General features: G+C 44.6%; 21 protein-coding genes and 1 riboswitch. Of the genes, 13 read left to right on the top strand and 8 right to left on the bottom strand.

Features of this window, described 5'->3' with window-relative positions; translation table 11 throughout:
• Nucleotides 1-166 precede the first annotated feature (166 nt).
• The 7 genes from R7Q48_RS09285 (at nt 167) to R7Q48_RS09255 (ending at nt 6,809) form a co-directional block, all read left to right on the top strand.
• Nucleotides 167-1,033 (top strand): DUF72 domain-containing protein, encoded by an 867-nt coding sequence (locus tag R7Q48_RS09285; protein ID WP_318132263.1) that lies wholly within the window; start codon nt 167-169, stop codon nt 1,031-1,033.
• A gap of 93 nt (nt 1,034-1,126) precedes the next feature.
• Nucleotides 1,127-1,864 carry a carboxy-S-adenosyl-L-methionine synthase CmoA gene (gene cmoA / locus R7Q48_RS09280; protein ID WP_017635063.1) on the top strand — a complete coding sequence of 246 codons (738 nt, stop codon included), beginning with the start codon at nt 1,127-1,129 and terminating at the stop codon, nt 1,862-1,864.
• Between the two features lie 81 nt (nt 1,865-1,945).
• Nucleotides 1,946-2,917 (top strand): tRNA 5-methoxyuridine(34)/uridine 5-oxyacetic acid(34) synthase CmoB, encoded by a 972-nt coding sequence (gene cmoB / locus R7Q48_RS09275; RefSeq protein WP_318132262.1) that lies wholly within the window; start codon nt 1,946-1,948, stop codon nt 2,915-2,917.
• Between the two features lie 276 nt (nt 2,918-3,193).
• Nucleotides 3,194-3,940, top strand: a complete 747-nt coding sequence (locus R7Q48_RS09270; RefSeq protein WP_005378391.1) for an ATP-dependent zinc protease — start codon at nt 3,194-3,196, stop codon at nt 3,938-3,940.
• 11 nt (nt 3,941-3,951) lie between these two features.
• Nucleotides 3,952-5,457 carry an inactive transglutaminase family protein gene (locus tag R7Q48_RS09265; RefSeq protein WP_005378389.1) on the top strand — a complete coding sequence of 502 codons (1,506 nt, stop codon included), beginning with the start codon at nt 3,952-3,954 and terminating at the stop codon, nt 5,455-5,457.
• Nucleotides 5,458-5,460: 3 nt separating this feature from the next.
• Nucleotides 5,461-6,429 (top strand): alpha-L-glutamate ligase-like protein, encoded by a 969-nt coding sequence (locus R7Q48_RS09260; RefSeq protein WP_005378387.1) that lies wholly within the window; start codon nt 5,461-5,463, stop codon nt 6,427-6,429.
• A 227-nt stretch (nt 6,430-6,656) separates the two neighbouring features.
• Entirely contained in the window at nt 6,657-6,809 is a 153-nt protein-coding gene (locus tag R7Q48_RS09255) for a hypothetical protein (RefSeq protein ID WP_005378381.1), read from the top strand.
• 143 nt (nt 6,810-6,952) lie between these two features.
• Here R7Q48_RS09255 and mukB read toward each other — a convergent pair whose 3' ends face one another.
• From mukB to cmoM, 4 genes are read right to left on the bottom strand one after another with little or no spacing between them, the layout of a single operon-like run.
• Entirely contained in the window at nt 6,953-11,416 is a 4,464-nt protein-coding gene (gene mukB, locus R7Q48_RS09250) for a chromosome partition protein MukB (RefSeq protein WP_064369083.1), read from the bottom strand.
• 2 nt (nt 11,417-11,418) lie between these two features.
• Nucleotides 11,419-12,144: a chromosome partition protein MukE gene (gene mukE, locus R7Q48_RS09245; RefSeq protein WP_005378379.1), complete on the bottom strand. Its 726-nt coding sequence runs from the start codon at nt 12,142-12,144 to the stop codon at nt 11,419-11,421.
• Nucleotides 12,125-13,462: a chromosome partition protein MukF gene (gene mukF / locus R7Q48_RS09240; RefSeq protein WP_213866951.1), complete on the bottom strand. Its 1,338-nt coding sequence runs from the start codon at nt 13,460-13,462 to the stop codon at nt 12,125-12,127. Before mukF ends, mukE begins: the two co-directional genes overlap by 20 nt.
• A gap of 2 nt (nt 13,463-13,464) precedes the next feature.
• The gene (gene cmoM, locus R7Q48_RS09235; RefSeq protein ID WP_033905340.1) at nt 13,465-14,256 is read right to left on the bottom strand and encodes a tRNA uridine 5-oxyacetic acid(34) methyltransferase CmoM; all 792 of its coding nucleotides are present in this window, start codon (nt 14,254-14,256) and stop codon (nt 13,465-13,467) included.
• A 114-nt stretch (nt 14,257-14,370) separates the two neighbouring features.
• Between cmoM and elyC the strand changes: the two genes are divergently transcribed.
• On the top strand, nt 14,371-15,156 hold the full coding sequence (gene elyC, locus R7Q48_RS09230; RefSeq protein ID WP_005387893.1) for an envelope biogenesis factor ElyC: 786 nt from the start codon (nt 14,371-14,373) through the stop codon (nt 15,154-15,156).
• 71 nt (nt 15,157-15,227) lie between these two features.
• On the opposite strand, the gene torR is transcribed toward elyC, so the two are convergent.
• Entirely contained in the window at nt 15,228-15,938 is a 711-nt protein-coding gene (gene torR, locus R7Q48_RS09225; protein ID WP_005378370.1) for a two-component system response regulator TorR, read from the bottom strand.
• A gap of 266 nt (nt 15,939-16,204) precedes the next feature.
• On the opposite strand from torR, the gene torD reads away from it, so the two are divergent.
• The 5 genes from torD (at nt 16,205) to R7Q48_RS09200 (ending at nt 20,550) form a co-directional block, all read left to right on the top strand.
• Nucleotides 16,205-16,852, top strand: coding sequence for a molecular chaperone TorD (gene torD / locus R7Q48_RS09220; RefSeq protein WP_005378369.1), 648 nt, complete (start codon nt 16,205-16,207; stop codon nt 16,850-16,852).
• A gap of 467 nt (nt 16,853-17,319) precedes the next feature.
• Nucleotides 17,320-18,324, top strand: coding sequence for an HTH-type transcriptional repressor PurR (gene purR / locus R7Q48_RS09215; RefSeq protein ID WP_005378368.1), 1,005 nt, complete (start codon nt 17,320-17,322; stop codon nt 18,322-18,324).
• A gap of 287 nt (nt 18,325-18,611) precedes the next feature.
• Nucleotides 18,612-18,701: riboswitch (cyclic di-GMP riboswitch) on the top strand.
• Nucleotides 18,702-18,817: 116 nt separating this feature from the next.
• A complete protein-coding gene (locus R7Q48_RS09210) occupies nt 18,818-19,408 on the top strand; it encodes a TfoX/Sxy family DNA transformation protein (RefSeq protein ID WP_005378367.1) in 591 nt (196 codons plus the stop codon).
• A 114-nt stretch (nt 19,409-19,522) separates the two neighbouring features.
• Nucleotides 19,523-20,209 (top strand): TVP38/TMEM64 family protein, encoded by a 687-nt coding sequence (locus R7Q48_RS09205; protein WP_213903564.1) that lies wholly within the window; start codon nt 19,523-19,525, stop codon nt 20,207-20,209.
• 20 nt (nt 20,210-20,229) lie between these two features.
• Nucleotides 20,230-20,550, top strand: a complete 321-nt coding sequence (locus R7Q48_RS09200) for a DUF2007 domain-containing protein (RefSeq protein ID WP_017820033.1) — start codon at nt 20,230-20,232, stop codon at nt 20,548-20,550.
• 31 nt (nt 20,551-20,581) lie between these two features.
• On the opposite strand, the gene R7Q48_RS09195 is transcribed toward R7Q48_RS09200, so the two are convergent.
• The 3 genes from R7Q48_RS09195 to glgC form a co-directional block, all read right to left on the bottom strand.
• Nucleotides 20,582-21,385, bottom strand: a complete 804-nt coding sequence (locus R7Q48_RS09195) for an alpha/beta fold hydrolase (RefSeq protein ID WP_017820032.1) — start codon at nt 21,383-21,385, stop codon at nt 20,582-20,584.
• A gap of 109 nt (nt 21,386-21,494) precedes the next feature.
• Nucleotides 21,495-22,952 (bottom strand): glycogen synthase GlgA, encoded by a 1,458-nt coding sequence (gene glgA, locus R7Q48_RS09190; RefSeq protein WP_256902830.1) that lies wholly within the window; start codon nt 22,950-22,952, stop codon nt 21,495-21,497.
• Nucleotides 22,942-24,159: a glucose-1-phosphate adenylyltransferase gene (gene glgC, locus R7Q48_RS09185; RefSeq protein ID WP_017634726.1), complete on the bottom strand. Its 1,218-nt coding sequence runs from the start codon at nt 24,157-24,159 to the stop codon at nt 22,942-22,944. The genes glgA and glgC overlap by 11 nt, the downstream gene beginning before the upstream one ends.
• Nucleotides 24,160-24,471: the final 312 nt, after the last annotated feature.

Here is a 24,471-nt window from a genome sequence, read left to right as displayed (position 1 = left end):
TCAACATACAATTACGTGTGTTTTATCATTCACTGGTGCTTTTTAGTACAACAAATGTTCAAAAGCGCACCAAAGCGAAAAAATTGGGGAGGATTATAGCGTGAAATTACCTATTTCAGCAAAACTCTCGTAAAGTATTCACACGAGTAGCAAGCAGTAAAGAATAATGGATAACTTACCTCTTCGACTTGGATTGACGATGTGGTCGCACAATCAATGGCAACAAAGTTTTTACGGCAGCGGGACAAAGCCCGCTGAACGTTTAGAAAGGTATGCGCAAGTGTTTCATACCGTGGAAGGCAACACGACATTTTATGCCACACCGACGCTCAATACAGTGCAAAACTGGAGAGCCGCAACCCACGATGATTTTCGCTTTACTTTCAAACTTCCTAAAGCCATCACTCATGAGCAAATGCTAAGAGGTTGCAGCGAACAACTGAGAGACTTCATGAAAGTCATGGAGCCTTTGCATGACCGTGTGGGCCAATGGACAATTCAATTACCAGCCGCATTTGGTCCTGAGCACCTTGATCGGCTGAAAAAGTTCTGTGCGAACTTTCCACCTAACTTCCCTCTCGGTGTTGAGGTTCGCCATATGGCATTTTTCTCCAAAGGCGAAGAAGAGCGAGCACTTAACCAATGGTTAGTAGAGAATAATATTGACCGCATTATTATGGATAGCCGCCCAGTCTTTGCCGCTAAGCCCGACAATGAGGCGATTATTGATGCACAAATGAAAAAACCACGAGTCCCTGTTCACGTCATTGCTACCGCTTCACACCCTTTGATTCGCTTTATTGGTCATCCAGAAGAACAGCAAAATTACGAGTTTTTTAAACCATGGCTCAACAAGTTGCCACAATGGATTGCCGAAGGTAAACAGCCATATGTCATGATCCATACCGCAGACAATATAATTGCGCCAGAGTTGGCCGCAAACCTATATAAAGACATACAAAAGCGTATCACACTCCCTGAGTTATCACCTTTCCCAGCTGACGATGGCAACTCGCAGTTACAGATGTTCTAACGCAACACATGACAGAGGCGCGAAATTCCCATAAAATACGCGCCTTTTTTGGTGCCTGACATTTTCAGGCGGCTTGTATGCAGAGACTTAGTTATGAACCCTAAGAGCAATCCAGATACTATTTTTTCGGCTCCAATCGATAAAATTGGGGATTTCACGTTCGATGAACGCGTAGCGGAAGTATTTCCTGACATGATTCAACGATCGGTACCGGGTTACAGCAATATCATTTCTGCAATCGGTATGCTGGCAGAGCGTTTTGTAAAACCTCACTCAAACATCTATGACCTTGGCTGTTCTTTGGGTGCTGCAACATTGTCTATGCGTCGCCATATCAAACAAGAAGGTTGCCAAATCATCGCAGTGGACAACTCTCCTGCGATGGTTGAGCGTTGTAAACTTCACGTCAACGCTTACCGCAGTGACACTCCTGTGGATGTAGTAGAAGCAGACATTCGCAATATCGAAATTGAAAACGCGTCAGTGGTGGTGTTGAACTTCACTTTGCAATTCCTCTCTCCAGAAGATCGTTACTCCTTGCTCGAGAAAATTTACGCAGGCCTGCGTCCAGGCGGCATTTTGATTCTATCGGAGAAGTTCGTCTTCGAAGATGAAGTTTCGAACGAACTGTTAATTGACCTTCACCACGACTTTAAACGTGCGAATGGTTATAGCGAACTAGAAATCAGCCAAAAGCGCAGCGCGATAGAAAACGTAATGCGCCCAGATTCAAAGAAAGAACATAAAGAGCGTTTCGCTAAAATTGGCTTTTCTAGCTACGATGTTTGGTTCCAATGCTTTAACTTCGGCTCCATGTTCGCGATTAAATAGACCATGCATACAAAGCCTGAACCATACCGATTTCGGCTTTTGTTAATAATTTATACCCATCAACTCAGCGATTAACTAACTATGTTTAACTTTGCAAATTTCTACCAATTGATTGCCCAAGACACCCGTCTTCAACCTTGGCTTAATGTGCTTCCACAACAGCTAACGGATTGGCAAAATGCAGAGCACGGTGACTTTGGTCGCTGGTTGAAAGCCCTGAACAAAATCCCAGCGGGTAGACCGGACAACATCGACATTGTTGATTCTGTCACGATTTCAAACGATGAGCCGATGCCTCAAGGGGAACTTAAAAAGCTAGAAAGCTTACTTCGTACATTCCATCCTTGGCGCAAAGGCCCATACCACGTACACGGCATCCATATTGATACTGAGTGGCGCAGTGATTGGAAATGGGACCGCGTGCTTCCGCATATTTCACCATTAAAGAATCGCAGCGTACTCGATGTAGGTTGTGGTAACGGCTACCACATGTGGCGCATGCTAGGCGAAGGTGCACGCTTAACTGTCGGTATCGATCCATCTCACCTGTTCCTGATTCAGTTCGAAGCAATTCGTAAACTAATGGGCGATGACCAACGTGCACACCTATTGCCATTGGGCATTGAACAGCTACCTAAGTTAGAAGCGTTCGATACGGTATTCAGCATGGGCGTGCTTTACCATCGCCGCTCGCCTCTCGATCATTTAGTGCAACTAAAAGATCAATTGGTATCTGGTGGTGAACTCGTATTGGAAACACTCGTTATTGAAGGTGATGAGAATGCAGTACTGGTCCCGACTTCTCGTTACGCGCAAATGCGTAATGTCTATTTCTTCCCTTCAGCAAAAGCCCTAAAAGTGTGGTTAGAATTGGTCGGTTTTGAAGATGTTCGTATCGTTGATGAAAACATCACATCCGTAGATGAACAACGTACCACAGATTGGATGACGCATAACTCTCTACCTGACTACTTAGATCCGAACGACCCAAGCAAAACTGTAGAAGGCTACCCTGCCCCTCGCCGCGCGGTTCTTGTCGCTCGCAAATCATAATTCGCTGAGATTCCTGACATTGTCTTAACTCATTTTACGAGTTAAGACATTACCCTCTTTCCTCGTAATGAGCGAGTTTGTTTTTTGAATCCATTTTTCACGTCAAAATATAAGCACGCTCTAAATAAGGATGCGCTTTTATGTCCTTGATTTTTGGCTTTTCATCACTATTCCTCAAACAATAAGTAATAGAGAAACATTCTTACTTGTGAGGCTTTATCGATATAAGCTAAACTCCTAAAAAATAAACAACTTAATCCAATCCCAAGGTTTTCAATGTTATTACGATTGACCCCGATTGTTGCCATCGCCTTACTATCTGGATGCTCACTAACCAAAGGCGAACAGTACCACCAAGAAACGTTAGCGGCGATTCAAAATTCAGAAGCGAATGTCAATAATCGCATTACCAACCTAGAGCTACAGCTCAGCAACCAATCGGACTATATCGACAGCCTTGAAGAACAAGTCGATAAACTACAGGTTGAACTTCTTACATTTCGCGATGAAGCAATGGCAGAAGTAAAAAAACCGAAAGAACCGATTATTGTCCAATCTCCCGCTCCTGTGGAACCAACCCCAACTCACGATATTGTCCTTGGCTCTATCGAAAAGGTCACTGTAGAGTCGATTAAGCAAACTTTTGATGCACGTATCGACACTGGTGCCGCGACGTCGTCTTTAAATGCCGTTGATATTGAAGAGTTCGAAAGAAATGGCAAAAAATGGGTCCGATTCCACTTAGCAGACACCAGTAAATCCGAAGAAGAGAAAAGTACTTGGATCGAAGCTCCTGTCATTCGCTACGTCAAAATCCGCCAGGTTACCAGTGAAGAGTTAGAACGCCGCGCTGTGGTAGAACTTTGGGTGCGCGTTGGAAAAATTCATGAAAAAGCGCAATTTACGTTGGCAGATCGCTCACATATGAACCATCCTATTTTACTGGGTAGAGAATTTATGCGCGACATAGCACTTGTCGATGTAAGTCGTACCTATATCCAAACGGACGAAGATAAAAAATAATAAGGTAGATTATGACGTCAAAAATACCGTTTTACCTTTCTATCATCTTATTGGTGATTGCGGGCATTGCTCTGAGTGTTTTCAGACATGAAAACTACGGCGTGCCTTGGACGCCAGGCGAAACTCGCCAGGTATGGGATGTAGAAGCTCGTATTGAGTTCAATGCTAACGGCAACGAAGTAAAAGCGTCACTTGCAGCACCTCATACGCAAAGTGGTTACACACTTATTGGTGAATCTGCTTCCTCATCAGGTTATGGCGTTTCCTACATCAATGACGATTCAGGCCGTCGTGCAGAATGGTCAATTCGCCAAGCTCAAGGGCCACAAACCATATACTACAAAGCCCAGTTCTTAGTAGACCCTCAGGCTAAAGTCACTCCGTTACCGCCAACGGAAGACATTACGCCACCAACGCTATCAGCACCACAAGCAGCAGCGGCAAATGCCCTTATCGAACGTGCGATGAGTCGATCAGCCGATAATGTGACGTTTACTCGTGAGCTTATCAAAGCGCTTAATGACCCAGATAGCCAAAACTCGTCGCTACTACTGAACGATTTCAGCCGTACTGATGCACTGCATAACATTTTGCTTACCGCAGGTATACAGAGCAAAACCGTCGGTGTTATCGAACTAGAAGATGGTCGTCGACGCCAAACAATTCAGCCAATGGTTCAGGTTTGGTCAGGTAAAGATTGGGTACTGTTTTCGCCAAAATCCGAACAAAAAGCAGTGAAACCCAACTTGTTAGTGTGGGATGAATCAAACGTATCCTTACTTGACCTTGTTGGTGGTAAAAATAGCCAAGTGCATTTCTCGATGATTAAGCAAGAAATGACACCACAACAAGCTACAAACAACAAAATAGAAGCAGATGGATTACTGAATATTTCAATTCATAGCCTACCTTTGGAAGAGCAAGCGATGTTCAAAACCATCATGCTCATCCCTATTGGTGCTCTGATCGTTGTGTTCTTGCGTGTGATTATCGGCCTGAAAACATCCGGTACCTTCATGCCTGTGTTGATTGCCGTTGCTTTTGTTCAAACTCAACTATTAACGGGTATTGTCGGTTTCTTGCTAATTGTAGGTACAGGCCTGATTATTCGAAGCTATTTGTCTAGGTTGAACTTATTGCTGGTAGCAAGGATATCTGCGGTCATTATTACCGTTATTATGATCATCTCGGTGTTCACCGTTGTTGCGTTTAAAATGGGCTTAACAGAAGGCCTAACAATTACCTTCTTCCCTATGATCATCTTGTCTTGGACGATTGAACGTATGTCAATCCTATGGGAAGAAGAAGGTGCGAAGGAAGTTGCTCTGCAAGGTGGTGGTTCATTGCTGACAGCGGTATTAGTTTACCTTGCAATGACGAACTCATACATTCAACACTTAACCTTTAACTTCATTGGTCTACAGTTGATTGTTCTGGCCGGTATTCTATTACTAGGTACTTACACAGGTTACCGCCTCACTGAGCTACGACGCTTCAAACCACTAGCGGAGGACTAAACGATGTTCGAAAGTTTTACTTCGCCGTCTAAGCTTCGCCATAAAGGCATTATGGGGATGAACAAGCGTAACCACAGCTATATTGGCCGTTACAATGATCGTTCTAAATACCCACTTGTCGATGACAAGCTAAAGACCAAAATTATTGCACAGGCAGCAGGAGCAACAGTTCCTGCCCTGATCGGTGTCATTCATAACCAAGCTGAAGTTAAGACTATCCACAAAATGGTTGAGAACTGGCCTGGTTTTGTAATCAAACCTGCACAAGGTAGTGGCGGTAAAGGCATTCTGGTTGTTACGTCTCACAAAAACGGGGTATATACCAAACCCTCCGGCTCTACAATTGGTAGGGATGAGGTCGAGCGTCACATTAGTAATGCGCTTGCTGGCCTTTTCTCTCTTGGTGGTAAAAATGACGTTGCTGTGGTTGAAAACTTAATCAAGTTTGATGACTGTTTTGATGGCTTCAGTTATGAAGGCGTACCAGATGTTCGGATCATCGTATTTAAAGGTTATCCAGTTATGGCGATGATGCGCTGCTCTACAGCGGCTTCCGACGGCAAAGCAAACCTTCACCAAGGAGCGGTAGGAGTAGGCATTGACATCGCGACAGGTAAAGCCGTCAGAGCGGTGCAGTTCGATCATCCAGTGACTCATCACCCTGATACAGGTAAAGACCTTTCGACCCTTCAAGTACCGCATTGGGAGCGCTTGCTGGAGCTTGCGTCAAGTGCCTGGGAAATGACAGGTTTGGGATACATGGGTACGGATATGGTGCTGGATAAAGATGAAGGACCTATGGTTTTAGAGCTTAACGCTCGCCCTGGTCTGGCAATCCAAATAGCTAATGGTGCAGGCTTACTTCCTCGTTTGAAACACATAGAGAGCCTTGGCACACCTGCTGAGTATCCAAAACCGATTGAACGCGTCGCTTACGCAGCAGAGCAGTTCGGTGTGAAGCCGTTGTTCTAACCCTCCGACCTAATGTTCGTTATTACTCGCCAGTAATTGTCATGATTACTGGCGTTTTTGTTCCCGCATCCAAAAACCTTGCACTTGCTCTCCTTATTAAACACATCCTTCTCATATATAAGTTGAATCAATGATCGAGCTAACAAAATCAACATAGATCGTTTCTTTTCTACTTTGCCTTTTGAGTATGATGAGAGCTCCCCTTACTCAACTTGAGAGGTTGGGAAATGCTAATAAAAGAAACAAATAATGATGAACCAGAGCTTGAAGAACAAGAGAGCTTAGACCAACACCTACAACGCTTGTCTGAGCTTTCTGTCCAAGCACTTGAAGAGCTTGCTGAAATGATCGAAGTCAGGGACGATATTCCAGAGGAATAAACGTCGCTTCCTCATTAAGTTCCGTTAATAAGCCGAGACTGCCGTCCTACAGTCTCGGCTTATCTTATGTATTTCGAAGCCTGCCTCGTAAACAGATACAAAAACGCCCGCGTTCATTGCGGGCGTTTTGTTAGATTCGAAGTTTACGATTCAAACTCTTCAATCATCTCTTGTGCTTCGGTCTTAGGCTTATCCGTTTGACCAAAACCGCGTAGACCCACTACGTGTACGTGTTCGTGGTCTTTAAACACCTTACGCACCAGTTTGTAGGTCGTACCTTTCTCTGGGCTGATGTTTTCTGGTGCCGCGATAAGAAGCTGCATATCCAGACGGTCACACAATTCGAACAATGTCGCGATCGATTTCGCATCCAGACGCGCTGCTTCATCTAAGAACAGCAGACGACAAGGCACAATGTCTTTACTGCGCAGGCGGCGTGATTCTTCTTCCCAGCTTTGAACAACCATCAGTAGGATTGACTGACCAGTACCGATCGCCTCACCTGTTGATAGCGCGCCAGACTCAGCCTGTAGCCAACCATCTGTACCACGGTTCACTTCTACACTTAGCTCTAGGTAGTTACGGTAATCCAGTAGCTCTTCACCCAGAACCTGAGGAGAACGTTGACCCATATCGATGTGTGGGTTCACGCGTTGGAACAGTTTCGCCATTGCTTCAGAGAAGGTAAAGCGAGTCGATTCAAACAGGTCTTTATGCTGCTCTTGTTGTGTCGCTAGGCCGTTCAGTAGCACTTCGTGACTTTCGCGGATCTTCACGTTCAGACGTACGCCCTTCACCTGACCAAACGAGATGTTCGACAGGCCTTGGTTCAGCATACGAATACGGTTTTGCTCACGTTGAATCGTCTTCTTGATAATGCTCGCTACTGACTCAGAGCTGATCGCTAGACGGTTTTCACGTTGCGTTAGCTCTTCCGTTAGACGCGCCAGCTCGACTTCCATCTCTTCGATTGCTTCAACTGGGTCATCAGTACGGATGATATCCTGACGAATACGCTCACGAAGGTGTTGGTATACAGCAATATAGAACAGAACTTTACGCTCTGGGCGAGCGTTGTCTTCTGATAGACGCAGCGCATCACGCAGGTCGTCATTGTTCGCAACCGCTAGACGCAGCGCACCCAGTGATTTATCCGACATCGAACGCAGTTCATCCGCTGACATGTAAGCCAGTTCACGCTTGTGTAGACGACGTTCAACATCGTTCTCGCGCGCCAGACGAAGTACAGAGCACCAGCCAGCTTTCGCTGCAACCACAAAGGTACGTAGCTCAACGTATTCTTTCTGAACTTTCTTCAGACGTTTCGCCAAGCCTTTCATCTCTAGTTCAGTAGAGGTGATTGTGCGCTCGTATTCGCTCTTACGGCTACGAGACGTGTGTAGACGCTCATGCAATTCATCACGACGACGCATTGCACGTTCTTCAGCACCTTCGTCCGCGTTCACGCCAAACTCTTGAAGTTCTTGTTTGAACTCTTGAACCGTTTCCAGTTTCGCTTGGTGTGAACTCTTCAATGACGCCAATACTTGGTTGTATTGGTTCATTTGGCCTTGCGACTGTTTCAACTCTTCACGAGAGCGTGTACGCATTTGTTCAGCTTGAACCAGTTTTGCTTTTAGCTGCTCGCTCAGTTCGCTACTCTTGTTCAGTAGGTCTACTGAATCTGAGTAAGCGAAGTAGTGGCGACGCTCAACGAGATCTGAGAGTGCAAAGATTTGCTTCTTAAGATCTTGTAGCTGTTCGTCTGCCGCTTTGTATTCTGCTTCTAGCGCGTCGAATTGCTCTGGGTCAGCATCAAGCGCAGACGCAATATTCTCTAATTGCGCGACGGCTTTTGCATGGTTGCTTAAGAAGTTCTTCGCCTCTGCAAGCTGAGCGATTTTCTCTTCTAGCTCATCAAAACGCGCTTGCAATGACTCATCTTCAACAAGCACCATGTGTGACGCTAGCTTGTCCAGAGAAGACAACGCTTGCTTGCTGGTTTGAAGCTGAGAACGTTGTTGTTGCTCTTTCGCATCCAGATCCGCCAACACGCGAGCAATTTGGTTACGCTTATCACGAATAGTTGCCAGTGCTTGTTCTGGATCGGCGTCAAAAGCAACCTGAATGTGGTTAGACACAAATAGGTTAAACGCTTGGTACAAGCGCTGCATTTTCTGAGAGTCAAACGCCGCTTTCGCGTGTTTCTCTACCACTTCTTCTCGTTCGTTACGCAGCAACTCTAGACGCTGCTCACGTGCCGCACGGCCAAACAATGGGATCTCAGGCAAGCGAGAGTAACGCATTTGGCGATCGTTCATACGAACGCAAACCGCGCCCTCTAACTCTTCTGCATCGAACGAGCTGTCATCAAAGGCATCGATGTCACCTTCAATGATGTACAAGTCTTCTGGACAGTCGTCTAGCTCTACCAGTTTCTCTTCGATGCCTGACAAGTCAGAAACAACGATAGCGTGACGAGCCGGACCGTACATCGCACTGAAATAAGGCGCGTCATCAATCGTGATGTCATCGTAGATCTCAGACAGCAATACACCGCCCAGCGTATCTGCCAAACCTTTCAGGCGAGGGTCATTTGAACCACCAGGAGAAGCAAGACGCTCAATCTCAGAGTCTAGCTGGCTACGGCGCTCAGCAAGCTTATCTTTAGCTAAAGACAGCTCCCTTTCTTGTTCAAGGACAACTTGCATGTGGTTCATTACCGCATGGCGATCCTCAAGCTCTTCACCGCTCTGCTCTCTCAGTTTCTCTAGCGCATCGTTCGCCGCGATCCAAGCTGGTGCTATTGCTTCAAGCTTACTGATTTCTGCCACCGCGTTTTGCTCTAGACGGCGCTGTTCACCACGCTGATCACGAACTTCTTCTTGAGCTATCTCTAGTGATTCGATTTGCGTCGCATGACGTTCACGTTCTTGTTCAAACGTAACCTCATCGGTTAGTTCAACGTGATATTGCTTTTTGTATTCAGCAACCAGTTCACGTGCTTGACGCTGCTGGTTAAGGCTGCGTTCGAGATCACGGTGTTGTGCTCGCCATTGCTGTTCGTTTTGTGCGATTTGTTGTGACTCACGCGCTTTCGCGATTGCAGTTTTCGCATGTTCAGACGCGTCTTTGCGCTCAACTTGACCAACGATGCTTTGTACCAGTTTAAGCGCGGTTTCAAACTGCTCTGCCGCTGCAGAGGACATGTCCAGTTTGTGCTTAACCGATAGCAACGCATTGGTGTGTTCTGATTCTTTGCTCTTAAGCTCAGAGACAAGCGCTTGAGCCGATTCCGCCGTTAGGCTGTCATCGCCAAGTAGCTGCTTCGCTTTCTCCAGCGCTTGAACTGCTTGTTGATATTGAAGGGCGCGAGTTTGCTGAACGTCAAGAGCTTGCTGGTAATCAGCAAGTTGCGTCTTAAGGCTATCCACCTCTTCTTCTGCAACGGTAGCTTGCTCTTCAGCCATCATCACGCGTTCTTGCGCTTCTTCCACTACCATCATTTGTTCTTCAAGACGCTCGCTCAGCTCTTCAAGATCTTCTTGGTAGCGTTCGATCTTCTCTTGCTGACGCAGCGCGTTTTGCACCAGTTGCAAGTGATCAGAAGCCGCTTGGTAGTCTTGCTCTAAAGAAGATTCTGATTCGATCAGCAGTTCCAGCTCTTCTTGAACGCGATTAAGCAGATTGTTTTGCTCAATCAAGGTCTCGCGAGAACCAAATAACTCTGAACGCAAAGACAATGTCTGTTCTAGTTTTTTACGACGCTCGTTAGCATGGCGCATATAGTCCGCTGCCACGTAGTTAGTCGACTCTGTGATCAAGTGTTTGAACAAGTCACGGTCTGCTTGCGTAGTTTTGATCGCTTCTAGCGTCATGCGGTTTTCACGCAGCGCCGATTCCATATCTTGGAACGCTTTCTTCACGCCGCCGTTTTGTGGCAGAAGGTAGTCACGTAGCGAACGGGTAATCGCACTTGAGATACCACCGTAAAGCGATGCTTCGATCAGGCGGTAGAATTTAGAACGGTCACCAGAGTTACGCAGTTTCTTCGGAATCACACCGAATTCAAACATTTGTGCGTGGTAATCCACGATAGAAGAGAAGGCTTTAAATTGAACGCCTTCAAATTCGGCGATTGATTCTTTTACTTCATTGATTTGACGTACACGAGCTTGAGTCGCAGATACGCTTTCAACCAAGATATCTGTTGGTTTCACATGGCTTGGAAGACCTTGGATAACAAACGGTTTGATATCTACTTTCTTATCACGACCTGCAACTTGCTGCAGTTTTACTGCGAACAATAGGCGTTGGTTACGTGAGTTAACCACGTCAAGCGCCGCATAACACGCGCCCGGCTGTAGCTTACCGTACAGACCTTTGTCGCGAGACGATTGGCTGCTGCCTGCTTCTGTCGTGTTACGGAAGTGCAGCAGCGTTTGGTCAGGAATCAATGCGGTGATGAACGCCGCCATTGTGGTTGATTTACCTGCACCGTTACCACCTGATAGCGTGGTGACCAGACCATCGATGTCAAACGTACGGGCAAAGAAGCCGTTCCAGTTGACCATGGTCAGCGATTGGTATTTACCGCGTTCAATCATGCTCATGCTTCACCCTCTTCTGTTGTTTCTTCTTGGGCTTGGTCGTCTTGATCTTCTTCAGACAATAAGCTGCCTTGGCTTGGCTCTTTGGTGTGCACTACTGCTTCACCATCACGGATCAGACGCAGCTGCGCTTCACGCATGTCATCGCCAATACGTACATCGGCACCAAAGCGGAATACCGCTTCACTGATGCTGAATTTACCGGTTTCACCGATGTTGATGATCATGCCTAGACGGCGTAGACGACGAAGTGACGTACGTACTTTTTCAAACAGCTTTTCTTTATCAAGGTCGGAACCAGTCGCACGGTTCGTCACTAGCTTCATCAGCTTGTTTTCATCTGCTAGAGCAAGCAGTTCGTCGTACAGCTCTTGGTTAGTGAAGATGCCTTCGTGCGCAAGACGCTCCGGGCTTAGGTAAAGGAAACACAATACCTTACCCACCAGCATATCCAGTTCAGAAAGAACACTACGGCCAATCAGAGACGTTGAACGTGGACGAAGGTAGAAGAAACCTTCTGGCGCTTTCACCAATTCGGTGTTGTAGCGTTGGTAGAAAGAAGAAAGCTCAAGTTCGAAATCCGACAACAACGCGTGGTTGTCTAGATCTTCACTTGAGATATGACGCCCTGCTCGAAGCATGCTGTCTAGCGCTGGGAACAGAGGGTTAGAAATTGCTTTTGCCAGATTCTCTGACATGTATTCATTAGTATCGGTCGATGACATTCGCTTGTACCTTTGCCCCAAATTCGTTGATTGCTTTCCAGTCTGGTTGAATCGCTTGGTAATCCGATTCTGAATACCCTAGACGTACAGCTTGATCGACGATAATGCGAGCTAAATCAAAATGATGAGTGTAAGGGTGCTGTGCAAGGTAATCTCGCAGTACCACACTCAAATCGATTGGTGTGCCTTGATCTTTATGCGCTTTCAGCATGTCACCAATTCGCTCTGCCAACTCATCATTGACTTGTTGAAACTCTTCGTATTCTACTTCCATCGGAACTTGACCCGTGACCTCGTCATCACGCAGTACTAGGGCCTCATCACGAAGGTCGGAAAGCCTCTCCGCATCTGCATAAGTCAGATACCAAGGCGCATCGAAGTAATCTTTGACAGATTGACGCAGACGCGAGCTAAACGCACGATTCTTATCCATATCGATTGCAGTACGGATAAACTTGTGCACGTGTCGGTCGTAACCAATCCAAAGGTCGATAGCTTGCTGGCCCCAGCTTGTGATTCGGTCCAGCTTCATTTGCAGACCAAACAAGGCTTCTTCGATAAACTCCAGCTCAGGGTCACCGTAAACAATTTCTTGAATATCGAGGATCTGAGTTTGCAGTTCATCACTGGCGGCTTGCAGCGTATCTTGAAGTTCACGCAACGTGCTTGATGTTTCTGACAGAAGTGCTTCACAGTTGTTGATCGCTTCACGCCAGTCTTTGTTAAGCAGGTCAGCAATCTGTTGTTTCACTGACTGTTGCTGCTCATCCATAACACGTTGGTTGAGGTCAATTTGATCGAAAATTTCGCCTACAGAATATTTTAAAACACCGTATACGTTTTTCTTCCAGTGACCCGGTGTGCCACCTTTTTGTGCTGCCTCAATCGCTTTCGCCATTTCATCCGCTACCATGGATAGCTGGATAGATAGACGCAGTTTTGAGAACTCACGATGACGCACGTAGTAGTCGGTTATTCCTATCGCTAATGGCGACAAGCGGTAAATGCTCGCTCCGTCAGTAATCTCACTGACAAAACGGCTCATAAGACGCTGCTTAACCATCTCGTTGATCGCATTGTTCGCACGAAAAGCGGAGGCTTCGCCGGTCTCATCAAATAGTCGAGTGACGATGGCAAATGCATCATGCAGTTCACCTTCACCCAGTTCTTCATCGAACCTTTCATTACTCAGTACGGCAATGGCTATCAAAAATGCCAATCGCTCTGTGGTCAGGTTCAACGAGAAATCGTGCTGCTTAACCCAGCCAACCAGCTCATCGATTGGTTGCTCTGCAGCATTGAGAGTCATCTCACTCATTGTTATTCCTGTTTATCGTTCTTCTTAGCCCACACGTGTATGTAGCGGCCTAATGAGAGGTATGGCTCTTGTCGACAAAGTTGTTTTTCTAGCGCCAACACATCTTCAAACTCGTAATCGCCCATGTATTGCATATTGCCTATGTAATCACTGAAGGAACGAATACCAGATTTGCCACAAATACTAAAACCAGAATCTTCTATCCATTGATAGACCTCTTCGGGTTTTAGGCCTTTCTGTGGCTGTAGTTTAAATCTTTTCCGGTGAGGCATGCCGTCTAAAATATGAGGAATGTTGCCACAAACCACATTTTTATAGACTAAACCGTGGTGGTTGTAGAACATGACTGATGCGATGCCTCCCGGTTTTACTTGCTCTAGAACTGTTTCAAGTGCGGCCTTAGGATCAACCAGCCACTCCATCACAGCGTGGAACATAACCAGATCGACCTGTACATCCATATGTTCACCGATGGATTGGACAGGCGAATGAATCAGGCGATACTGCTCAAGCAAACCGTTTTTTTCAATATCCTGCTTAGCCAACTGCAGCATTTCCGAAGATAGATCACATAAAGCGATTCGATGTCCGAGCTTAGCAAGCTTTTGCGACATTTGTGCCAAACCACCACCAGCGTCTAACACTTCTAGGGGTTGCTGGTCAGCATCTAATTCACTTAGAATCTGTAGAAAATCTTCCCACACAATGATTTGGCGGATCTCCCCTTTATCGGAGCCGTAAATATTTTTTGCAAATTTGTGGGCGATATCGTCGAAATTGCGGTCTTCTGTCACTTCTGCTGAGTTATCATAACGGATTGTGCCGCTATTCTGGCACAAGGAAAGCAGGAATAAAGAGGGATACCCTCATTTTTATTATCAATTGATGTTTTTTCGGACTATTTATGTATGTTTGAGCTGAAAAAAGTAGTGTCAGCCATGCTTATGCCCCTTCCGGCATTGCTGCTGATAGGCTTGTTGGGTCTTGCTCTCATTAGTTTTACTACAAAACGTAAAACTGGCTGCTTCGTTGTTCTATTCTCTTTTGTTGGCATTTTTCTTGTTGCCTTCCAACCTGTTTCAACCAAGCTTCTTATGCCGTTAGAGCGAGAGCATAAAGCCTTTTTGCCAGTTTCTGGCACCATCGACTACGTGATGGTTTTAGGGAATGGTCATGTTATCGATGACGAAATTCCACCCACCTCGCAGTTAAGCCGTGCAGCATTAATGCGCTTAACTGAGGGCATTCGTATTTTAAGAATGTATCCAGGCGCGAAATTAATCTTATCCGGCTATGCTGGCGGTTCTGAAATTAGCCACGCGCGAATGATGGCGAACGTTGCCCTTGCGTTGGGAGTCGCGAAATCCGATATCATTTTATTAGAAGATGCGAAAGATACGTGGGAAGAGGCGCGTCAAGCGGCTGCATTCGTTCAACAAAAGGAGATTGTGTTAGTCACTTCTGCGAGTCACATGAGCCGTGCATTGTATGAGTTCAACGCAGCAGGCATTAAACCAATCCCAGCCCCGACCAACTTCTTAGCTATTAGCGAGATAAGTCAACCTTGGGATAAATACTCACCTAAAGCGCGTTACTTAGAACAAACAGAGCTTTATTGGCATGAGTACTTGGGCAGTATTTGGCAAAGGTTGCGTGATACTGTCGGCCAAACACCAATGGTTGAAGCAAACTAGTATTATCTTGAAGCCACAAAAAAGGAGAGCCGAAGCTCTCCTTTTCTTTTTACGATTGAGTTATGTTCAAACTAGTCACCAGCAAACATATAGCCTTCGCCGTGCACCGTTACAAAAATCTGTGGGTTCTTAGGATCGAACTCCATTTTTGCGCGCATACGTCGAATAAGAACATCAATGGTGCGGTCATTCGGCGCATCCACTCGATGGCTGATCATGTTCAAAATACGCTCACGACTTAACACCTGGTTAGGGTAAGACGATAATGCCACCAAAAGTTCATACTCTGCTTTAGTTAGTTTTACTGGCTCACCGTTGCGGCTAAGTGCGCGACGTTGAATGTCGAATGTCCACTCCCCAAAGCGCACAATGTGCTCTTCACTGGTTTCATTCGCTTTCGAGCTGCCACTGCGCGCTGCTGAAATACGCCACAGCAAGTTTTTAACGCGAACTAACAGCTCTCTCAGTTCAAAAGGTTTTGTCACATAATCGTCAGCACCCATTTCTAGGCCTACGATTTTATCAATGCTATCCGTGCGTCCTGTTACTAATATGATACCAATATCCGATTGGCTACGTAACTCACGAGTAAGCATCAGGCCGTCTTCACCAGGCAGGTTAATATCCAGCATGATCAGGTCTACATCGCCCGCTTGCAAAACTTCACGCATTTCTGCGCCACTCTCTGCTTCGCTGACTTGGTAGCCCTCATTTTGGAAATATCCCGCAAGCTTACTACGAGTTACAACATCATCTTCTACGACTAATACGTGATAGCTCATTTACACCACTTTTCTGTCTTCTTATTATCCAAGACGTATTCTATTCATAACTAGTAACATTTCTAGTCATAGATACATTAAAACGCAAGATTTAGCGTTTTTATTGATTCAAAACAAGCTTGCCCATTGCTATTAATAAGCGGTCATTTTTGACCATAAAACATAACAATTATAGTTACTGCTATTCATTTTAATTGATTACACTTAGGGGATATCCCTAATTGACTTTGTGATGCATGACTTGAAGCATCATTCAGGAGCCCAAAATGCAAGAAGTGAAAGCTTTTAATGAAAAACGCGCTGAAATTTACTGGTGGTTTTCGAGCTTGTTCGCAAAAGAACTAACAGAGAAAGAATTGGAAGCCTATCACAGTGTTGAAATTCGCAGTTTTCTCGCAGGTTTAGGTGAAAATGAGTCGCTAAAACCAGCCGTTGATAGCCTAGTTGATGCATTGAATCGGTTACAAGATCGTGAAGATGCACAACTAGAGCTTGCAGCTGACTTTTGTGAACTGTTTTTGAAGACAGAAAAATACGGCGCTCTTCCTTACGCATCCATGTACATTGGTGAATCAGGTTTACTGAATGACAAGCCAGCTGAGGAAATGGAAAAGTTGATGGCTGAATTTGGCGTTCAAGTAGACGAAAACCTAAAGGAACCTGCGGATCACTTAGCCGTTGAGCTCGACTTTCTCGGGAACATGATTATCCGCTCAAACGAGCTTGAACAAGAAAAACACATGGAAGAAGCCTTCGTTAAACAAAACGACTTTATCCAGCAACAATTGATGTCTTGGTTACCTCAGTTTTCAGACAAATGTAAAAAATTCGATGAATTTGGATTTTACTCAAGTGTCGCGAAACTATTAGTTGCATTTTGTAAACTAGACAGCGCCTACCTTCTTGGTGAATAATTGCCGCCTATTTTTAGGGAGCCTGCCTATCGGGCTTCCTGTGTGCCTGAAAGTGACCGATTGTAAGTAACTTGGGTATAATATTCGTTTGCCTTAACTTAGCGCAAAGACGCTTGGTTATTTAGCAGTCAAAATGTGACTTCAAATACACAAATCTCTTGCTGAAAACATTGCTAGTCAGTCCACATAGGGCTAAAATGTGAGCGCAAACGATTAAATATGATTTATATGTAAACCGCTGAAATATAGCGGTTTTTGTGTTTTCTTAACAGGTTGATGGCAATTTCTCATCAGATAGAAAAAGATAAAATTCATCGACCGATGCTGCTACGCACCCTTTTGTCGCACTTGGATCAACCGCTGCCGAGACACTTAGCGCCAATTTTAGATTGCTAGGTGTGAAACCATTAGAGCATCAGGTACATCCAATACGACATATTTCAGTAGCTCGATACAGGACACCATTTATGGCCACGATAAAAGACGTTGCTCGCTTAGCCGGCGTTTCCACTACGACAGTTTCGCACGTTATCAATAAAACGCGTTTCGTTGCAGAAGCAACGCAAGAAAAAGTAATGAAAGCCGTTGACGAGCTGAATTACGCGCCAAGTGCCGTTGCACGCAGCCTAAAATGCAACTCAACTCGTACGATTGGCATGTTAGTAACTCAATCAACTAACCTATTTTTCTCAGAAGTGATTGATGGCGTTGAGAGCTACTGTTACCGCCAAGGCTATACTCTGATTTTATGTAACACAGGCGGGATTTACGAAAAACAACGCGATTACATTCGTATGCTGGCTGAAAAGCGCGTTGATGGCATCCTAGTGATGTGTTCTGACTTAACCGAAGAACTAAAAGAGATGCTTGACCGTCATGCGGACATTCCTAAAGTGGTCATGGATTGGGGCCCAGAGAGCTCACAAGCAGACAAGATCATGGATAACTCAGAAGAAGGTGGCTACATTGCAACCAAACATCTGATTGACAATGGTCATACGGATATCGCTTGTCTAAGCGGTCATTTTGAAAAGCTTGCTTGCCAAGAGCGCATTGCAGGTTTCCGTCGCGCAATGAGCGAAGCGAACCTAGCTGTAAATGAAGACTGGATCCTTGAAGGTAACTTTGAATGTGATACGGCCGTATTAGTTGCAGATAAAATTACCGCAATGGACAAGCGCCCGACGGCGGTATTCTGTTTTAACGACACAATGGCTCTAGGCCTAATGAGCCGCTTGCAACAAAACGGGATCAAAATTCCTGAAGATATTTCAGTGATCGGCTACGACAACATCGAGCTTGCGGAATACTTCTCTCCACCGCTAACGACTATCCACCAACCTAAACGTCGTGTTGGTAAAAATGCATTCGAAATTCTACTTGAGCGTATCAAAGATAAAGAACACGAAAAACGAATTTTCGAAATGCAACCTGAGCTTGTAATTCGAAATACTGTGAAAAAAATGAACTAAATTTCACTGTATTTAACCGTGTTAAATAAGCGCTCTACAGGGGCGCTTATTTTTTTGGAAAAATTAAGCATTCTCTAATACTTCACACCACTCTAATAACAATTGACTAACGTTAACTCCCTGTTTTATATAAATGTAATATATATTAAGAACTCCTTTTCAAAGGCCAATTTGCACCTTTCCATATGCAAAATAGAGCATTCAATCTATCATTTTTATTGAACCGAAATCACACTTTTAACGCTAAACCGTGATGTTAATTCAATATAAGAAGTATGCTCATTGTGTCACGCACAGGGCAAACCATTCGAAAGAGTGGGACGCAAAGCCTCCGGCCTGAACCATATTACGATATGGAAGGTAGCGGGGTTACCGATGGCAAGTGTGTAAGCAATGACTTTACTCTGTAATGACATTGTTTTTACGCATGTTTGCTACTCTCTCGGACCTGACTTTTGGTGGCGTAATATTAATTACACCGAGATAACAAAACATGGATAAACCGATACTCAAAGACTCTATGAAGCTATTTGAGGCACTTGGTAATATCAAGTCGCGCTCAATGTTTGGTGGCTTCGGACTATTCGCTGATGAAACAATGTTTGCACTAGTGGTAAACAATCAGCTTCATATCAGAGCAGACCAAAAAACTTCATCTGACTTCGAGAAACAAGGGCTAAAGCCTTACGTTTATAAAAAACGTGGCTTCCCAGTCGTTACAAAGTACTACGCTATTTCCAGCGATTTATGGGAATCAAGCGAACGCTTAATCGAAGTAGCGAATCAATCATTGAAAAAGGCAAAGCTTGAGAAAGAACAGCAAGCAAGTACAAAGCCTAACCGTTTGAAAGATTTGCCTAACTTACGACTGGCTACCGAGCGCATGCTAAAAAAAGCCGGCATCGAATCCGTAGAGAAGCTTGAAGAGGAAGGTGCGCTTAACGCCTATAAAGCGATAAGAGATACGCACTCTGCAACCGTCAACATTGAGTTGCTATGGGCACTAGAAGGTGCTATCAACGGCACTCATTGGAGTGTGGTACCTCAAGCTCGCCGAGATGAGTTGATGAACGGCCTCCAATAAAAGTCGACCTAAAAACTATCTTGTAAAACCGCAGTCTAATCTGCGGTTTTTTTGTGAAATTTTTTCGGTTTTCCTACTGTCTTATTACATATATCCCAAATTGGAATCAAAATTATGAATAAGAAACTGATATTAGGTCTCATCCTACTAGCGGCTATCGTCTTTTTAGGTATTAACTTTGGCCAGTATTTAACCTTAGAGAATGCAAAAGCCCAACAAGAAGCACTAACTACATACCTCGATCAGAATTTTGTATTCTCGGCTGCGATTTACTTTTTTACCTACATTGCAATTACCGCTTTTTCTATCCCAGGAGCGGCAGTAGTCACCTTACTTGGTGCAGCCTTATTTGGTTTTTGGACAAGCTTGCTACTGGTTTCTTTCGCTAGCACTATGGGGGCAACACTGGCCTTCTTGAGCAGCCGATACTTATTGCGTGACTGGGTACAAAACAAATTCGGAAATAAACTCAACGCAATTAATCAAGGTGTCGAAAAAGACGGAGCTTTTTATCTATTTTCCTTGCGCCTAATCCCTGTATTCCCTTTCTTTCTAATCAACTTACTGATGGGCTTAACACCGATGTCTGTAGGTCGATTTTATCTCACTAGCCAAATAGGTATGCTGCCAGGCACAGCCGTATATCTGAATGCAGGTACTCAATTAGCAACAATTGAAAGCCTATCGGGCATTGTTTCACCCGCAGTATTAGCGTCTTTTGCGCTATTGGGACTATTTCCAATCATCACTAAATGGGTTATGAATAAAGTAAGGCCGACACCAAGTCAGCAAAACTCGTAATTGGTGAAGTGGGTATTTTGATGAAAATATTTATCGCTAAAAACCCAGCAGAAGCACACATTGTATGTGAGCTGCTTAAAGTGGAACAAATTTACTGTGAAGTTCGTGGAGAAGGTATTTTCGGCTTAAAAGGAGAACTGCCGTTTGGTGATGATACCGATCCTTATGTGTGGCTTTTTGACACTGCACAAAAGATGAAAGCTGAAGAAATAGTAAAAGCATATCGAAAACAATCCGATAGGCATGAGTATCAAGATTGGCAATGCCCAAAATGTCATGAAATAAACGAAGGGCAATTTGGTGCATGTTGGCAATGTGGATATCAACTAGGAGAGCTATAGCGGCTCTCCTATTCAGTGGATGCACTCAGTTTTAAGCACATACAGCTTGCTGTTTAATAAACTCGATGGAGTGTTGATTGAAGTCTTCTGGACGCTCTACATTGCATACATGACCACAATTCGGGATTTCTCGTAGAATGCTGAGCTTATGTGCTGCAACCATTTCTTTGACAGGTTTAATAAACATGTAATCCCTGTCGCCCATTAAGTAAAGAGTCGGAATGGGTAACTCTCGATCTTTAAAATATTTCATTAACGGATTTACATCAGCGGCAAGAATAAACCAACGTTTAAATTCTTTTTGGCAAAGCTTCTTGGCTTCGCGAATAAAAAGGTGGCGAGATTCTCGTTGGCTTCTTTGAGGCATAACAATATAAGCGAACAGTTTGTAGAGCCACATGTACGGTAGGATATGCTTACAAAAATTACCTAATTTCACCAATATCTGAGAACGAGTGTTAAGCCTTGTGACAGCACCGCCGAGCACCATCGAACGTACGCGCTCTGATGACAATTCAGCAAGGTTTCGAACAATAATAGTACCAAGCGACATACCGACAAAGTGAGCGGATTGGATCTTTAAATGGTCCAATACTTTCAAAATATCTTGGGTAACTTCCGTAAAGGTATAACGGCTAGCAATGAGCTCTTTAAGTAACTGATTTGACTTTCCATGACCTCTTAAATCGATCAGCAATAAGTTAAAGTGTTGCTTGTAAGCTTTAATTTGCTTGAACCAGATAGAAGAGCTACCACCAGCACCGTGCACAAATACAACCCACTCATTACTAGTAGGGTGCAAATAGGTTTTATGAAAAAGTAGCGGCTGGGTCATATTGAGTATCAAAAAGATCGTGCTATTGAGTAAAAAGCCATCCTACCACACTCCCCTTACTCAAGATAATAAAGGCACCTCATTCGGTGCCTTTCGTTACAATTTTAAGTCAAACTAACGCTGAGTGGTAAAGCTGCAAATAAGATTCTGCGGCCTTTTGCCAACAAAAGTCTTGTTGCATCGCGTGCAACTGTACTTTATTCACTTCAGGCTCGTTTTGAGCGTAGAGCAACAGTGCCCTTAGCATCGTTAACAACAATGCCTGCGGTGTCGGTTCGAAAAAAACAAACCCCGTTGCTTCAGATGGGTTTACATCATAATCGCTAACGCTGTCCTTTAAGCCACCAACACCGCGTACTATCGGTAATGTCCCATAAGCCATACTATAGATTTGGTTTAAGCCACATGGTTCAAACTCAGAAGGCATCAAGAAGAAATCAGAACCAGCTTCAACGATATGCGCAAGTTCATTGTCATACGCTTCTACAAAGGCAAATTTGCTAGAAAACTGCGCGGTAACCTCTCGTAGCTGAGCGGCAAGAACAGGGTCTCCGGTCCCAACGACAACTAGCTGAACATCGTGCTTCAAAAAATCGGCCAAAGCAGGCAACAAGTAATGAACGCCTTTCTGCTGGGTCAATCGACAAACCATACCGAACATAGCTACATTTTTTTCGGGCAAATTTAGTCGTTGTTGTAATGCTTTTTTACAAGCTTTCTTCCCTTGCGACATACTTTGCTGGTCGGCGCAGTAATTAACCGGCAAGTAGGTATCCGTTTCCGGATTCCAAGCGCTGTAATCACAACCATTCAAGATGCCGACTAAGTCCTGTGCACGTTGCTGAAACTCCCAAGCCATGCCGTGACTGCCAAGCTCTGTTTTTAGTTCCTCTGCGTACGTAGGGCTAACCGCGTTTATCTTATCTGCATTCATTACGCCAGCTTTAAGCATCGTAATATGCGTTGCACTCACCGCAGCATCGGGAACGTTTCTACAATGAAACTCTGGCAAACACTGCACGTCTTCATAACTAAATACGCCTTTAAAGACCGCATTGTGAATTGAAATGACGCTTTTAGTATGAGCAAAGAACGGATCATTGCCATACCTGTGCTTGAGCAAAAATGGAACAAGACCTGTGTGCCAATCGTTCGCGTGTATGATATTAGGTTGAAAGGCGAGCTTGGGTAACATGTCGAGACATACTGCACTAAAAAACGCAAAGCGCTCGCCGTTATCAGTATACGCTTGGTTGTTCTCCGCATACATTGATGGTCGATTGAAATACGGCGGACAATCAATCAGGTAAACAGGATTTTGACCTAACATGAGCCGCAAAACTCGATACTCCGTATGCGGCCATGATGTTAATTTTGTTTCTAATACAACTTCTGCGTCTGCGAGTTTATCAATACTACTGTACGCAGGGATGGTAATTCTTACGTCTTGCTGTAGGTTTTGAAGGGCTTCCGGTAGTGCCTTGGCAACATCTGCCAAGCCACCACTTTTAATGAGGCCTTCAACCTCAGAAGCTACAAACAGAATAGATAAGTTGTTAGTAGCCAACTCGAGCTCCTTTCGGAATAACAACAATGCCCTCCTCAGACACGTGGAAGTGTTTTTTATCTTCTTGAAGATTCACACCAATCTGAGTACCAGGAGCAATATCGGCATCCTTGTCGACAATCACACGACGTAAAACACAGCCTTCGCCAATTTTTACGTCACCAAGAAGTATACATTCGCTGATATCGCAAGCAGAAGCAATATTACTGCGAAAACCAAGCACCGACTTTTCGATTCTTGAGCCTCTAACATAGCTGCCATTACACACTAAACTATCGATTATCTGCACACGACCATTATCAGAGTCGGTAAATGTCGCAGGTGGCAATGGTGGGTAGTAGGTGTGCAATGGCCATTTACGGTTGTACAGCGAAAATGGTGCATCTTTTTCTAGCAGATCCATATGCGCTTGCCAGTACGCATCAATAGTTCCGACATCACGCCAGTACACCTCTTCTTTTTCGCCACTGATTTTGTTGGTACTGAAGTCATACACGAACACATCACCTCTAGGGAACATCTTTGGAATGATGTCCTTTCCAAAATCATGTGATGAAGCTTCATTATCCGCATCTTCGACCAACTCTGAGAACAGTACCTGAGCTTCAAAAACATAGTTACCCATTGAAACTAAAGCGTAATCAGGGTCACCAGGAATCGACTTCGGATTTGCTGGTTTTTCTTCAAAGCCAATCATACGACCTTCACTATCCACTTCGATAACCCCAAATTGCGACGCCTCTTTTAGTGGCATGCGCAATGCAGATACCGTCAGAGAAGCCTGCTTTTCTGAGTGGAAGTTCAGCATTTGTTTGATATCCATCTTATAGATATGGTCAGAGCCAAAAATACAAACTTGCTCTGGTTCTTCTAATTCCATAAAACGCAGGTTTTGATAGATCGCGTCCGCCGTCCCTTCGTACCAACGTTTACCAGTACGCATTTGAGCGGGAATAGGATCGATAAAGCGGTCTGTAATGCCGTTGATGTTCCACCCCTTTTTTAAGTGATGGAATAAAGATTGAGATTTAAATTGGGTTAGGACGTAAATGCGCATCAAATCCGCATTAACAAAATTGTTTAGAGCAAAATCGATCAATCGATAACTACCACCAAACGGTACCGAAGGTTTACTGCGAGATTCCGTTAAAGGTCTCAAACGAGAGCCTTCACCGCCAGCAAGAATCATTCCCAAAACACCAGCCATTTGTTGTTCTCCATATCGTTATAGCTTGGATTTGGTACTCGCTTGAATGAGTCATACTCGGGGAGTCAAGCGAATACATTTAGCAACCGTCTCTGAGTTTCTGTGAACTCTTACAACACGGATAAAAAAGCTACGGCACTTCCAGTATGCAACGTCCACTCTTTCCTTATTTTTTGACGCAAACAATGCACACAGTTGCACTAATTTTTGTAATAAATTATCTAAGCGGGTTCTAAATTACAATTTTTAATACGCCATTCTGTGTACCATACAGCTCTTGCGTACTCAAGACGATATCTAGATCACACATGG

The sequence above is a fragment of the Vibrio sp. 378 genome (assembly GCF_033339435.1).
Note: the sequence above shows the minus strand (reverse complement) of the source record. Positions and strands in the feature narration are given on the sequence as shown.